This is a genomic window from Planctomycetota bacterium, from assembly GCA_016872555.1.
Classification (GTDB): Bacteria; Planctomycetota; Planctomycetia; order Pirellulales; family UBA1268; genus F1-20-MAGs016.
Genome location: VGZO01000070.1, coordinates 1 through 14,466 on the forward strand (window position 1 = coordinate 1; position 14,466 = coordinate 14,466).

The 14,466-nt window shown below is 70.2% G+C and carries 11 protein-coding genes; 8 read left to right on the top strand and 3 right to left on the bottom strand.

The window, feature by feature from the left end; translation table 11 throughout:
- Nucleotides 1-352: 352 nt before the first annotated feature.
- Nucleotides 353-1,249 carry a site-2 protease family protein gene (locus FJ309_15790; GenBank protein ID MBM3956044.1) on the bottom strand — a complete coding sequence of 299 codons (897 nt, stop codon included), beginning with the start codon at nt 1,247-1,249 and terminating at the stop codon, nt 353-355.
- 88 nt (nt 1,250-1,337) lie between these two features.
- On the opposite strand from FJ309_15790, the gene FJ309_15795 reads away from it, so the two are divergent.
- The 6 genes from FJ309_15795 to infA all read left to right on the top strand — a co-directional run bounded on the left by FJ309_15795 (nt 1,338) and on the right by infA (nt 7,738).
- Nucleotides 1,338-2,984, top strand: coding sequence for a hypothetical protein (locus FJ309_15795; protein MBM3956045.1), 1,647 nt, complete (start codon nt 1,338-1,340; stop codon nt 2,982-2,984).
- A 71-nt stretch (nt 2,985-3,055) separates the two neighbouring features.
- Nucleotides 3,056-4,432, top strand: coding sequence for a diaminopimelate decarboxylase (lysA, locus tag FJ309_15800; GenBank protein MBM3956046.1), 1,377 nt, complete (start codon nt 3,056-3,058; stop codon nt 4,430-4,432).
- A gap of 47 nt (nt 4,433-4,479) precedes the next feature.
- Nucleotides 4,480-4,875: a 4Fe-4S dicluster domain-containing protein gene (locus FJ309_15805; GenBank protein ID MBM3956047.1), complete on the top strand. Its 396-nt coding sequence runs from the start codon at nt 4,480-4,482 to the stop codon at nt 4,873-4,875.
- Nucleotides 4,876-5,044: 169 nt separating this feature from the next.
- Nucleotides 5,045-6,241 carry a DNA-protecting protein DprA gene (gene dprA / locus FJ309_15810; protein MBM3956048.1) on the top strand — a complete coding sequence of 399 codons (1,197 nt, stop codon included), beginning with the start codon at nt 5,045-5,047 and terminating at the stop codon, nt 6,239-6,241.
- Nucleotides 6,138-7,415: a peptide chain release factor 2 gene (locus tag FJ309_15815; protein MBM3956049.1), complete on the top strand. Its 1,278-nt coding sequence runs from the start codon at nt 6,138-6,140 to the stop codon at nt 7,413-7,415. Before dprA ends, FJ309_15815 begins: the two co-directional genes overlap by 104 nt.
- 101 nt (nt 7,416-7,516) lie before the next feature.
- Nucleotides 7,517-7,738 carry a translation initiation factor IF-1 gene (gene infA, locus FJ309_15820; protein ID MBM3956050.1) on the top strand — a complete coding sequence of 74 codons (222 nt, stop codon included), beginning with the start codon at nt 7,517-7,519 and terminating at the stop codon, nt 7,736-7,738.
- 113 nt (nt 7,739-7,851) lie between these two features.
- Here the strand turns inward: infA and FJ309_15825 are convergent, their stop codons facing one another.
- On the bottom strand, nt 7,852-10,767 hold the full coding sequence (locus tag FJ309_15825; protein ID MBM3956051.1) for a S1 RNA-binding domain-containing protein: 2,916 nt from the start codon (nt 10,765-10,767) through the stop codon (nt 7,852-7,854).
- Nucleotides 10,768-11,172: 405 nt separating this feature from the next.
- Between FJ309_15825 and FJ309_15830 the strand changes: the two genes are divergently transcribed.
- Nucleotides 11,173-12,456: a DegT/DnrJ/EryC1/StrS family aminotransferase gene (locus FJ309_15830; protein MBM3956052.1), complete on the top strand. Its 1,284-nt coding sequence runs from the start codon at nt 11,173-11,175 to the stop codon at nt 12,454-12,456.
- Between the two features lie 62 nt (nt 12,457-12,518).
- On the opposite strand, the gene FJ309_15835 is transcribed toward FJ309_15830, so the two are convergent.
- Nucleotides 12,519-12,887, bottom strand: coding sequence for a hypothetical protein (locus FJ309_15835; protein MBM3956053.1), 369 nt, complete (start codon nt 12,885-12,887; stop codon nt 12,519-12,521).
- Between the two features lie 120 nt (nt 12,888-13,007).
- Between FJ309_15835 and FJ309_15840 the strand changes: the two genes are divergently transcribed.
- Nucleotides 13,008-14,189 (top strand): DNA topoisomerase IV subunit A, encoded by a 1,182-nt coding sequence (locus tag FJ309_15840; protein MBM3956054.1) that lies wholly within the window; start codon nt 13,008-13,010, stop codon nt 14,187-14,189.
- The last annotated feature ends 277 nt before the right edge of the window (nt 14,190-14,466 follow it).

A 14,466-nucleotide genomic window follows, 5' to 3' on the forward strand; every position in this document is an offset into this window, starting at 1 on the left:
AGTTCACGACGTTCCGTCGGGCGTTCATGGCGGTGCCGGCGCAGATCATCTCGACGGGCAGGCGGATCGTGTTCCGCCTCTTGTCGTGGAACCCCTGGCAGCACGTCTTCTTCCGGCTGCTTGATCAACTGCGTACGCCGCTGCGATGCTGACGACGCTTCATGAAGCCGGAGTTCGGATGCGCCGGTCCCTATTCACCCCTGACCGCACGACGTGCAGCTGAGATCGACATGAGACTTCCGACAACACGAGCCACTCAAGCGGCCGATGCGGCGCCGGGCGGACAAGTTGTGCGCCGACTCTCCATGCCGAAATGGCAGTGCGGCGCGCTTCGCACTCGCTTGTTTCAGGACTAGATCCGCAGCGGTTCGGGCATGAACGTCACCAGCGGGATCGCCAGCGAGAGGAACCCGAGGACGGTCCGGAAGCGATCGAGCGGCCGATCCTCCTCGCGGATCGGCGGGTGGTCGACGCCGATCAACGTCACCAGGACCACCATGATCACCCAGTTGAACCTGCCGAGGACGACGACGGCGGTGATCGCCGCCAGCAGCAGCGTCCGCGCGACCCAGTTGGCACGGCGGCCGAGCAGCGCGTAGACGACATGCCCGCCGTCGAGCTGGCTGACGGGGATCATGTTGAGACCGGTCACGAGCAGGCCCACCCACCCGGCCATGTACAGCGGATTGGGATCGATGCCCGCGGCCGACAGCAGATCGGGGCGGACCAGCCGCATCAGCCATTCGGCGAGCGGCGGCATCGCGAACAGCGGATCCGCCGCCGGGGTGCCGACGAGGAGCCCGACCACCAGCGCCGGGACCGCCAAGACCAACCCCGCCAGCGGACCGGCCAGGGCGATGTCGAACAGCTCGCGGCGGTCGGCCCGCGAGCCCTCCATGCCGATCACGGCCCCGAGCGTGCCGGTGAGCATCACCGGCACGGGGATGAAAAACGGCAGCGTCGCCGGGATGCCGTGCAGCCGGGCGGCCATGAAGTGCCCCGCCTCGTGGGCGCCGAGCACTGCCAGCACAGCCAGCATGTAGACGACCCCGCGGTCCCAGTGTCCGGGGAGGGCCGACATGAGGTCGGCATCGAAGCCGAGTACCACCGGCTGCCAGCCCACGACTCCCGCGGCGAACGTGGTCAGTGCCGTGGCGCACCACAGCAGCCCCTGAAGCGAGAGGCGCGGCATCCGCCGGCGCCCGGGCAGGACGACGAGCGGATCGACGGTGGGGGTCGAACCTGGCATGGGGGAGAGAATACTTGTTTGCCCGGTACGCTGGTACACTGCCGTAGCTTTTCCAGAGCCGATCCGCACTTTTCAGGAGCCCCGCCGCATGAGTCGTCGCGCGCCCTTCGCCTTGTCGCTCACGCCGCTGTCGATCGTCGTGGCACTCACGGTCGCGACCGTCACCCTGCCGGCCCGCGGACAGGAGCCGCGGCCGCGCCAGGTGATCGCCGTCGCCGCGCTCGACAGCTATGCCGACATCAAGAAGCAGCTCACCTGGCTCGGGCCCCACGTCGACAACCCCACGCTCGCCGGGCTGCTCGAGAGCACGCTGTTGTTCGCCACGCAGGGCAAGGGGCTCAACGGCCTCGACGTGCGGCGGCCGATCGGCGTCCTCGTCACCAGCGACGGCGCCGACGTCGCCGCCCACGCGCTGCTGCCGGTGAAGGATCTCGACAAGCTCCTCGCCTCGCTCGAGGGGGTCACTGGCCGGGTGGAGAAGTCGCAGCAGCGGCGGCGTCTGTCGCTCCCCTCGGGGATGGACATCGACATCGTCGAGCGCGACGGCTGGGCGCTGGTCGGCCAGGCCGGCAGCCAGGCTCCGGTCGAAGACCCGCTCAAGCTGCTCGAGCCGCTCGCCGGCGACTATTCGCTGGTCATCAAGGCGTTCCCCAGCCGCTTGCCGGAGGGGATCAAGGCGCTGCTGCAGTCGGCGATCCGACAGATGGCCGAATCGAGTGCCGCGGAAGGGCGGCCGGTCGATGCCAATGCCGTCAGCGCCGCCATTGATGCGGTGGGCACGCTCGAGTCGTTGCTCGTCGGGGTCGGCATCGACGACGGCAAGAACCGCGTGTTCATCGAGAACCGGACCGTGGCGCCCACCGGCCGGGCGCCGGCCGCGAGCGGACCGCTCACCGTGTCCTCGGCGAAGACGGGCGACGGAGGCCCGGCGGCGCTGCGGGCGGTGGTGTCGCAGGAACTCTCCACCGGAGACCAGCAGAAAGTGCTGGCGTTGCTCGACGGCGCGATTCCCGGGGTCAACGCCGATCTCGCCGGGAGGATCGTCGGCGGTGTCGTCCGCGCGATCGCCGGGGCGATGGTCTCGTCGGGCGCGCTCGACGCCGCCGCGACGCTCGACACCTCCGATGCCAAGTCGGGCCCGACGCTGTCGGCGGCGCTGCGGGTGAAGGACGGCCCGGCGCTCGAGAAGCAGATCAAGGAGCTCCTCGGCCCGGGGGCCGGACTGCCCGGTGCTGTCGACGTCCGCTTCGACACCGGCCGGGTCGGCGACGCCAACCTCCACACCGTGGGCGTCGACCTCGGCGGTGTCCCAGGCGCCGAGATGATCGGCCGACCGCTGGCGTTCACGCTGGCCGTCGGCCCGCGCTACGCCTACCTCCTCGAGGGCGGCGACGCCAAGGCCCGGCTGGGCGAGCTCCAGGCCGGCAGCGGGAAGGCGATCACCAACGCCCCGCAGGGCATGAACGTCACCGTGGCCATGGACGAAATCCTCTCGTTCGCCGCGGCGCGTGGGGCCGGCGCGATGGCGACCACGGCTGCCGAGCGTGCCGCGAGCCTGCTCGACACCGATGCGGAGTCGGCGGCCCTGAGCCTGGCGATGACGCCGATCGACCGTGGCGTCGCGACCCGGCTGTCGCTCGGCGCGGGGGTGGTTCGGGCACTGGCGACGCTCGCCGGACAGGCAGCCGCGGCCGGTGGTGGCCTGCCGCTGCCGGCTGGAGCCCCCGGACGCTGACCGCCGCTCGCGGCGGATCGAGCGCAACGCACCGCGCGACGTGCCCGGTCCGCTCCTCGAGGAACCCCACGATGGCGACCTCCAACGGGGCCGCGCAGCCGGCCACTCCCACCGTTCGCCGCTCGATCGGCGGCGTCTCCGTGGCCGACATGGCGGCGCGGCACGGCACGCCCCTGTATGCCTACGACGCAGCGACGATCCGCCGCCGCTGCCACGACCTGGCAGCCTGGGACACCGTCCGCTTCGCGCAGAAGGCCTGCTCCAATCTCGCGGTGCTCGATCTCGTGCGGCGCGCCGGAGTGCTCGTCGACGCCGTCAGCGCCGGGGAGATCCATCGGGCCCTCGCGGCCGGCTACGCCCCGCGGCACGCGCCGCCGGGCGGTGACGGTCTCGCCCCCGCCCACCCGATCGTCTACACGGCCGACATCTTCGACCGCGACAGCCTCGACGCCGTCGTCCGCCACGGCATCCACTGCAACTGCGGGTCAGCCGACATGCTCGAGCAGCTGGCGGCCCGGTCGCCAGGAGCGGAGGTGACGCTGCGGGTGAACCCCGGCTTCGGCCACGGGCACAGCCAGAAGACCAACACCGGTGGCGAGGGGTCGAAGCACGGCATCTGGCACGAGGAGGTGCCCGACGCCCTCCGCCGCGCCGAGTGGGCGGGCCTGGCGGTGACCGGCCTCCACATGCACATCGGGAGCGGCACCGATCTTGCCCACCTCGCCGAGGTCGCCGGAGCGCTCGAGCGGGTCGCCGGGGAGGTCGGTAGGTCGCTGACCACGATCAGCGCCGGTGGCGGCCTGCCGGTGCCCTACCGGCCCGGCGAGGTGCACGCCGACCTCGGCGGCTACCACCGCCTCTGGGATGCGACCCGCCGGCGCCTCGAGGACCGGTTCGGTCACCGCATCCGCCTCGAATTGGAACCGGGGCGCTACCTCACCGCCGAAGCGGGATTCCTCGTCACCGAAATCCGCGCCGTGAAGCGGCAGGGCAGCCGCACCTACCTCCTCGTCGATGCCGGTTTCAACACGCTCGCGCGCCCGGTGATGTACGGCGCCTACCACCCGATGAGCCTCTGCCCGGCCGACCCGACCCTGCCCGAGGGCCCGGTCGCGCGGGGAGCCGAGGTCGCCGTGGGGGGGCCACTGTGCGAGTCCGGAGACATCTTCACGCAGACCGACGGCGGCTTCGTCGCCACGCGTGTGCTGCCCGAGGCGGCCGTCGGCGACCTTTTGGTGATCGAGGTCGCGGGGGCCTACGGCTTCGTGATGGCCAGCAACTACAACTCCAAGCCCCTCCCCGCCGAGGTCCTCGTCGACGGGGGCGCCGCACGGCTCGTCCGGACGCGGCAGACGGCTGACGACCTGATCCGCGGCGAGACGGTAGAGCCGTCCGTGGACAAATCCTTCCCACCCGGCGGGTTTGGTCGCGTCGGTCGTGCCGGCTAGAATCGGCTGGCGAAAGTTCTCACTCACCCCAGCCGATCGACACCACCATGGCCAAGGCCGGACCCCGGAAGAAACTGCCGAAAGAACTGGCAGTCATCAACGCCGACAACTGCACCGGCTGCGAAAGCTGCCTGGAAGTCTGTCCTGTCGATTGCATCGTCAAGGTCCAGCAATACGACAACTTCCACAACCTGCAGAGTTGGTGCGAGATCGACATCGAGCGCTGCGTCGGCTGCGAGGTCTGCGTCCACATTCCGGGGAAGAAGTCGAACCCCTACGACCTCAAGGTCTGCCCCTGGGACGCGATCGAGATGGTGCCGACCGAGACCGTCGCCCAGGTCGTCGCCCAAATCGGCGGGCCGCCTGAATACGTCGACGCCAACTGGGACCGCCTCGTCGGGACGGCGCAGCGCCTTGCCGAAATGAAGGTCGCCGCCGGGTGAGCGGCCCGCGTTCCACCGCCCACGGGTGGTGCTGGCCGTCGCTCGTCCCCCCCCGCGTCTGCACACGCTCGGCGAAGTGCCGTCGGTGCTGCCCCGTCGCGGCCAGTTGACGCGCCCCCGTGTGCCGGCCTAAAACGATACACACGTACACCACCGGACTTCGTCGCGCATGGACGATCCCACATCCCCGCAGCCATCCGCCGGCGCAGCGCCGAGCGGCATTCCCCGGGCGGCCGCCGGCGACGACAGCGGCGACCTGCGGGATCACGTCCGCTTGGCGAGTGTGCCCGGCATCGGTCCCCGGCTGCGGAGGCTGCTGCTCGAGCGTTTCGGGTCGCCGACGGCGATCCTGGCCGCACGCCCTCTCGAGCTCCAGGGAGTCGGGCGCATCAGCCGGAAGCTGGCCCGCGAGATCGGGCAGTTGGCCAACGACGTCGACGTCGATCGCCTGCTCGAATCGTGTCGCGAGCGCGGCGTGCGGATCATCGCCGAAACCAGCCCCGACTATCCGAGGCTGCTGTCGCGGATCGCCGACCCTCCGGGGCTGCTGTTCGTGCGCGGTGGATTCGTCCCGTGCGATGCCCTCGCGGTCGCGATCGTCGGCAGCCGGCATGCCACCGACTACGGCCTCCGCGTCGCGGGGCAGCTCGCCGGCGGGCTGGCCCGGGCCGGATACACCGTCGTCAGCGGGCTGGCCCGCGGGATCGACGCGGCCGCCCACCGTGGCGCGCTGGCGGCCGGCGGCCGGACGATCGCCGTCCTCGGCAGCGGCGTCCTCAACGTCTACCCCCCCGAACATGACGGCCTGGCCGACGAGGTCGTCTCCCACGGGGCACTGGTGAGCGAACAGCCCCCGTTCGCCGAGCCCTTTGCTGCCGCGTTTCCCCAGCGGAACCGGATCGTCTCCGGCCTCACCCTCGGAACGGTCGTCGTCCAGGCGTCGGATCGCTCCGGGGCGTTGATCACGGCACGGTTGGCGGGGGAACAGGGGCGCGAAGTGTTCGCCGTGCCGGGCCCGATCGATTGCCGGATGTCGCGGGGCTGCCACGAATTGATCCGCGACGGGGTCGCGCTGGTGGGTGGCGTCGACGACATCCTCACCGGTCTCGGGCCGCTGTTCGAGACCGCCACGTCGGCCGACGGCACGGCGGTCGAGACCCCGGCCGAGCTGGTGCTCGACGAACGGGAGCGGGCGGTGCTCGCGGCGATCGCTCCGGCGGGTGTACGCGGCAGCGATCCACCGCTCGTCGACGACGTCGTCGATGCCACCGGCCTGCAGGCCTCGCAGGTGTTGGCGACGATCGGCGTCCTCGAGATGCGCCGGCTCGTGCGGCGTCTTCCGGGCAACCGCGTCGCCCGGTCGTGAGCGGCGGGCTTGGACGCCCCGAGCCCGGGCCCGTACACTGTCTCGATGGATACCGCACTTCACACCCGCGCCAGCTCGATCCGGGCCCGATTGCTCCAACTCCGAGACTCCCTTTGACTGGGAGGGGCGCAAGCGATCCGCCGCGCGGATCGAACAGGCGATGGGCGAGCCCGGTTTCTGGGACGACAATGCTCGCGCCCAGGCGACCGTCGCCGAATTGAAGACCGTCAATTCGATCCTCAAACCGCTCGAGGATGCCCTCGCCGTCGCGGCCGACCTCGAGGCCCTCGAGGAATTGGCGCGCGAGGAGCAGAGCCTCGAGCCCGACCTGGCGGCCGAGGCCGACCGTCTCGAGAAGCTCGTCGACGCCCTCGAGCTCAGCAGCCTGCTGTCGGGCACGCACGACGGCGCCGACGCGATCGTCTCGATCAACGCCCGCGACGGTGGCACCGACGCCAACGACTGGGCCGAGATGCTCCTGCGCATGTATTCGTCGTGGGCCGCGCGGCGCGACTTTTCGATCGAGCTGCTCGACCGCCAGGACGACGCCGTCGCCGGGATCCAGAGTGCGACGATCGCGATCCGCGGCCCCTGGGCCTACGGCCACCTCAGAGGGGAGACGGGGATCCACCGCCTCGTGCGGATCAGCCCGTTCAACGCCGAAGGCAAGCGGCAGACGAGCTTCGCGGCGGTCGACGTCGCCCCGGAGATCGCCGACGACGACGCCGACATCGAGCTCCGTGACGAGGACATCCGCGAAGACGTCTTCCGTGCCAGCGGGGCCGGTGGCCAGCACGTCAACAAGACGTCGAGCGCCATCCGCCTGACCCACTTCCCGACCGGGATCGTCGTCCAGTGCCAGAGCGAACGGAGCCAGCACAAGAACCGCGCGACGGCGATCAAGATGCTGCGGTCGCGCATCGCACGGCTCGAGGAGGAGAAGCGCGAGGCCGAGCAGCTCGCGCGCTACAAGCAGCAGCCGAAGACCGGGTTCGGCTCGCAGATCCGCAACTATTTCCTCCACCCTGACCAACGGGTGAAGGACCAGCGGACGGGCCACTACGTCGGCAACTTCCAGAGCGTCCTCGACGGCAACATCGACGGTTTTCTCGACGCCTATCTCCGCTGGAAGGCGTCGGGATCGGCGCCGGCTGCAGCCGCCGACGAGGCGTGATCGGCATCGGCCGTCGGGCTCCGCCCCCGCTCCTGCTGGACGGGGCCGCCGGACGTGGCTAGCATGCAAGCGGTTAACATTTCCGGTCCCGAAGGAGTCCCATGGCGGAAAAAGAACAGGCACTCGAGGTCGAGGGCGTCGTCATGCAGGCCCTCGCCAACACGCGCTTCCGCGTCCAGATCAGCGGCGGGCATGTCGTCAACGCCCATGTCGCCGGCAAGATGCGGAAGAACTTCATCCGGATCGTTCCCGGGGACAAGGTCAAGGTCGAACTCTCCCCCTACGATCTCACCAAGGGGCGGATCACGTTCCGCGAGCGGTGATTCGCGACGGCAGCGAGCCCTCCCAGGCGAGCACGGATCCGCAACCGGCCGCGAGCATCGACGGCGCATCGATGACTGATCCGGTCGGTGTTGTCCGGAGCGGCTGACGGCCGTCACGACGCGGGCGGTGGCCGGTCGCCATCGGCAGCTTCCGTCCCCGATCGGTCGCCGGACTCGGCCGTGGGCGGCGACTCCTGCCCGTGCGGCTCGGGGTGTCCTGCCCGCAGAGCACCGATCGCTCCCCCCGCGACAGGCCCATCGGCGGCAGTCGTCGCCGCGTCGCTCGGGCCGGGCCGCTCGGGCTGTCGGTCGTCGTCGTGCGTGGGCCGATGGGCAGTGACATCGGCAGGACCGGAATCCCGATCCGCCTCGGGTGTCGGCGCGGCGGTATCGAAGAACTGTTTCAAATCGCCGAACGTCCGCAGTGGTTCGCGCCCCTGGCGCATCGCATCGGTGAGAGGGCGCGATTCCCTGCTCGACCGCGATTCGTAGACCCGCCGCGGCGGATCGACGGGGAGCGCGGTATCGCGACCACCGAGTTGTGGACGGCGTGGCGGCGCTGCCGGGGGCGGGTCACGCTGCTGCCGACGGCCTGCTCCCGCCGCACGGTCGCCGCCGTGCTGCCCCCCCGCCGGACGCGGAGCACCGCCACGCCCGGAAGGCCTCGGCTGGGGCGCCGCGCCCGCGGCTGCCTCGCCGCCGCCGGGCCGAACGCCTGCGCTGTTCGCCCGCGGGGGACTCCCCGAGCGAGCGCCACGCTGCCCTCCCTGCCCAGGGTCGCGGTCGCCGCGGCCGGCAGCGGGATGCCGGTCCGGGTTCCTGGGGCCGGGTGGCGGGCCGGGTGGGATCATCGTCAGGCTCACCCGCCGCCGCGCCTTGTCGATCTCCAGGACCCAAACCTTGACGATCTGCCCCACCGAGACGAGATCGTGGGGATCGCGCACGAAGCGCCGCGACAGCTGGCTGACATGGACCATCCCGCTGTCGTGCATGCCGATGTCGACGAACACACCGAAGTCGACGACGTTGAGGACCGAGCCGAGCAGTTCCATGCCGACCTGCAGATCCTCGAGCTTGAGCACGCCCTTTTTGAAGAACGGCGGCGGCAGGTCTTCGCGCGGGTCACGCCCGGGCCGCGACAGCTGGTCGACGATGTCCGCCAGCAACAGCCGCCCGACCCCCAGCTCCCCGGCGAGGGCCGGAAGGTCGACGGTCCCGGCCTTCTCGGCGAGTGCCGCCGTCGACTGGCGGTTCGTCAGGTCCTCCGAGCGCCCGCCGAGGCGGTCGAGGACCTGGGCGGCGACCGGGTAGCTCTCGGGGTGGATCCAAGTCGCGTCGAGCGGGTTCTCCCCACCGACGATCTTGAGGAACCCGACCGCCTGGACGAACGCCGCCTCGCCGAACCCCGGAACCTCGAGGAATTGCCGCCGCGACGTGAACGGGCCGTTCTTGGTACGCCATTCGACGAAGCCGCGGGCGGTGGTCTGGTTGAGGCCCGAGACGCGCCGGAGGAGCGCGGGACTGGCCGTGTTGACGTCGACGCCGACGAAATTCACGCAGCTCTCGACGACCGCCTCGAGCGATGCATGCAGGTGGCGTGCCTTGACGTCGTGCTGGTAGAGTCCGACGCCGATGTTGGCCGGCTCGATCTTCACCAACTCCGAGAGCGGATCCTGGAGCCGGCGCCCAATCGAGATCGCTCCGCGAACCGCCGCCTCGTGGCCGGGCAACTCCTCGCGGGCGTACGGGCTGGTCGAATAGACGCTCGCACCGGCTTCGTTGACGATCACGTAGCCGACGTCGCAGGCCGCCAGTTCCCCGGCTACGAGCTCGGCGACGAGCGTCTCGACGGCACGCCCCGCGGTCCCGTTGCCGACGGCGATCACGCTGCAGCCGTGCGCCTTGACCATCTCGGTCAACTTCGCCGCGGCCGCCGCCCGCTTCTCCGCCTTGCCGATGATGTGGAGCACCGCATGCTCCAGTGGGCTTCCGCACTCGTCGATCGCGACGGCCTTGCAGCCGCTCTTGAAGCCGGGATCGAGCGCGAGCACGCGCCGCCCACCGACCGGTGGTTGGAGGAGGAGATTGCGCAGATTGCGGGCAAACACCTCGACGGCGTGCGCTTCGCAGACGTCGGTCATCTCGCGACGGATCTCGCGTTCCAGGCTCGGCATCACCAGCCGCGTCACGGCGTCGCGGACGCAGCCGCGCAGGAACACCGCATGGGGATGCTCGGCGGGAACGAGCAGCGACTCGGCCGCGCCCTGCATCTCCTCCACCGGGCCCTCGATCCGTACCTTGAGGAGTCGGGCACGCTCACCCCGGTTGATGGCGAGCACACGGTGCGGTGGCACCCGTTGCACTTGCTCGGAGAACGCGAAGTAGTCACGGTAGTGCTTCTCGTCCTTCGACTGCGCCTTGGCAGGGCTCTCGACGCGTTGGCTGGTGAGATTCCCCTTCTCGGCGAGGGTCGCCCGGAGCAGCTGGCGGAGGTCGGCCCGCTCGCTGTACTCCGCCGCGATGATGTGGCCGACCCCGAGCAGCGCGTCGGCGGCGGTCGCGACCTGCCCATCGGCATCGACGAAGTCCACCGCGCGCCGGTCGAGATCGACGGCGGCCGGATCGGCGGCGACGATCTCGTGCGCCAGCGGCTCGAGGCGGCGCTGCCGGGCAATCTCGGCCAACGACAACTTGCGGGGCTTGAACGGGAGGTAGATGTCCTCGAGTTGTTTGGCGGTCTCCGCAGCCTCGATCCGCGACTGCAACTCGGGTGACAGTTTCCCCTGGCCCCCGATCGAGCGGAGGATCGTCTGCTTCCGATCGGCGAGATGGCGCGTCCGGGTGACGGCATCGGCGATCCGCCGGATCGCCACCTCGTCGAGCCCCGCCGTCTGGTCACGCCGGTAGCGCGTGATGAACGGGATGGTGTTCCCTTCGTCGAGGAGCGCGACGACCGTCTCGACGCCCGCGGCGGGGAGATCGAGTCGCCGGGCGATCGGCCCGAGATCGATGACCGTTGGGGATGCCATCCAACTCACGCGACCGGGCGACAGCACCCGCGACCGTGCGACTCCACGGGATCAGCCCCACCGCCAAACAAGCGGGCGGAAACGGGACTGCGGCGAACACCGGGAATCTAGGGTGTCTGCCGAGGGGGTGTCAAACCGGTCGTTCCGATGGAGTGGTGGGGATGGCCGAGTTGGGTGCCGTGCCGCGAAGCTGCCGCCACGGCTCGCGGCGCGGCTGCCCTTGACCGCCGCCGACCCGGTTTCCTATTTCCCGCCATTCCGCCCGGCACCGAGCTCCCGACGACGAACAAACAGTGCCCGAACGTCGGCATCGGCCGATTGTCTGGAGCGAACGCGCGGTCGGCGACGATTGTGACCGCAGCCCAGGTCGCCATGGCGCGGCCCCCGTTCCCGCGAAAGGTTCCCATGAGCCAGTCGTCCCCGTCACCCCAGGATGCCGACCCGCTGCTGCCTGCCGTCGGGCTCCTCGCCCTCGACCGGCAATACGAGGCCCTTCGTGAGCCGATCCGGGCGGCGCTGGAACGGGTCTGCGACTCGGGGCGGTTCGTCCTCGGGCCGGACGTCGCCGATCTCGAATCCGAACTCGCCCGGGCCCTCGACGTCCCGCACGCCATCACCTGCGCGTCGGGGAGCGACAGCCTCCTGCTGGCGCTGATGGCGCTCGACGTCGGCACCGGAGACGAGGTGATCATCCCCAGCTACACCTTCTTCGCCACGGCAAGCGCCGTCACCCGCCTCGGAGCCGTGCCGATCTTCGCCGACATCGACCCGGCGACGTACCTCGTCGATCCCACCGACGTCGAACGCAAGATCAGCAGCCGCACCCGGGCGATCATCCCGGTGCATTTGTTCGGCCGTACCGCCGACATGGACGCCCTCCGGCCGATCGCCGCACGGGCCGGGGTGCCGCTCGTCGAAGACTGCGCCCAGTCGATCCTCTCCACCTGGCATGGCCGATGCACGGGGGGAATCGGCGATGTCGGCTGCTTCAGTTTCTACCCGACGAAGAACCTCGGCGGCTGCGGCGACGGCGGTTTTCTCACCACCACCCGCGACGACCTCGCCGCACGGCTCAAGCTCCTCCGCGTCCACGGCATGGAGCCCCGCTACCACCATCAGGTGATCGGCATCAACAGCCGGCTCGACTCGCTCCAGGCGGCCGTCCTGCGGGTCAAGCTGCCGCATCTCGACGATTGGACGGAGGCGCGCCGCGCGAATGTGGCGCGGTACCGCGACCTGTTCGTGCGGGCCGGCCTGGCGGAGCGGCTCGCACTGCCCGGCGACGAGACGCGTGGTCGCCACGTCTGGAACCAGTACGTGATCCGCGTCCACGGTGGCCACCGCGACGCCCTCCGCGCCCACCTCACGGCGACGCGGGTCGGCACAGAGATCTACTATCCGATCCCGCTCCACCTCCAGGTCTGCTTCCGCCACCTCGGCTGGGCCCGGGGCGACCTCCCCGAGACGGAGCGCGCGGCCGACGAGACACTGGCGTTGCCGATCTACCCGGAGCTGACCGCCGACGAACAGCGGACCGTCGTCGGCCGAATCGCCGAGTTCTTCAGGAGTGCCACACTCCACCGCCCGCCTGCCACGGTGACCGTGCCCTCGGCGGGACAACCCCTGCCGGAACCGCACGTGCTCGCCCGCACGACGACAGCGGCCCGAGCCGCCGAATCGAGGCGCTGAGACGGGCAGGCGATCACCGCGGCTGCATCGCCGCGCTTGCGGCTCCGGCTTACGGCTCTCGCTTACACCGAGTCGCGGCGCCGGCCACTTCCACGGCAGACGACGAACAGCCCGAGACCGGCGGCGAGCACGGCGACGGCATAGGCCGGGATGTACTTGATCTGCCCGCCGACCGGCTCGGTGGCCTCGGCCGCGGCGCCGGCAGCCGCCGGGGCTCCGCCGCCAGCAGCGAAATTGGCCGCCATCTTCGCTCCGGGGACGTTGGCCATCGCCGCCGGGTTGCCGGCGGTCGCCGGCTTGCCCGCCTGCTCGAGCGGCGGCGCCAGGATCGCCGCGCCCCCCTGACCGAATGCCACCGAACACGGATCGGCAAACGACACCAGCAGGGCGATGCAGGTGGCGGCGGAGAGAGCACGACCCGACGACGACATGGCGACGGCTCCTGAGGCGGGAGACGGACGTTCCGACACCCCGAGGGTACCATTCGCTGACCGGTCCGTCAGCACTCGGCGCCTGCGATCGGCCGCCATCCCCCGCTCCGAGGCACTGCCATGCCTGCCAAACGCCCCCGCTCCGCCCGTCGCGGAACGGCGACCGACGCCGCGGCCAGGGCCCCCGCGGTCCCGCGCGACAAACTCCCGGCCGTCGATCGGAAGACGCTCGGCCTGATCGTCGATCTCGCCGACGCGGTGGCCACCGCCGCCGTCAAGCGCCGCGACCCGTGGCTCGACATCCCCGCCCGCAACCTCTCCAACGTCCGCTTCAACAAGGCGCGGAAGATCGTCGAGATGGGGGGGCAGACGAACCGCCGGCAGCTGTTCAACCTCTCCCAGGCGAAGAGCTACATGCAGACGCTGCTGGTCGCCACCGGCTGCAAGTCGCTGATCGACCAGCAGAAATCGACGAGCATCCGCGGTCTGTACTACCTCCTCAAGCACACCATCGAGGGGACGCGCGAGGAGACCTTCGCCACCCAGGAGGAGTGCGACCCGATCATCGAAGACCTCGAGGTCACGCTCCAGAGCCTCCGCGAGGAGCTCCACGTCTACGCCAGCAACCGCGGCGGCATGGTCGGCCCGATCACCCTCGTCGACTCGGGCGACGAGATCGACTGCTCGCGGATGGGCTCGGGAGGCTACAGCATCCCGTCGATCGTCGAGGCCAACGTCATCCGCTTCAAGGAGTGCGACGCCAAGTTCATCCTCCATGTCGAGAAAGACACCGTCTGGCGGCGCTTCAACGAGGACAAGTTCTGGCGGAAGCATTCCTGCCTGCTGACCCACGGCGGCGGGCAGCCGCCGCGCGGGGTGCGCCGGATGCTGTACCGGCTCCATCACGAGCTCGAGCTCCCCGTCTACTGCCTCCTCGACAACGACCCCTGGGGGTACTACATCTACTCGGTCCTCAAGCAGGGTTCGATCAACCTCGCCTACGAGTCGAAGCGGATGGCGATCCCCGAGGCCCGGTTCCTCGGGCTGCGCAGCCGCGACTACCAGCGCTGCGGCCTGAGCCCGAGCGTGCAGATCGCGCTGGCCGACGCCGACATCAAGCGCGCCAAGCAGATCGCAGCCTACCCGTGGTTCGCCGGCAAGAAGGCCTGGCAGAAGGAGATCGAGACGATGCTCACCAACGGCTTCAAGCTCGAGGTCGAGTCGTTGATCTCCAAGGACATCAGCTACGTCACCGAGGTCTACACCCCCGAGCGTCTCGCCGAGAGCGACTGGCTGGACTAGTTTTCGCGCGGACAAAGCCATCCATGGCCTTTGTCCGCTTGGGCGACCGCGGGAAACGCCGAGGGTTTCCCAGGTCGCCGTCGGCCGCATCCAGCGGCCGATCGACTCATCCTGAGCGTGTTCGTTCCGCTGCGGACAAAGCCATCCATGGCCTTTGTCCGCTTGGGCGACCGCGGGAAACGCCGAGGGTTTCCCAGGTCGCCGTCGGCCGCATCCAGCGGCCGATCGACTCATCCTGAGCGTGTTCGTTCCGCTGCGGACAAAGCCATCCATGGCC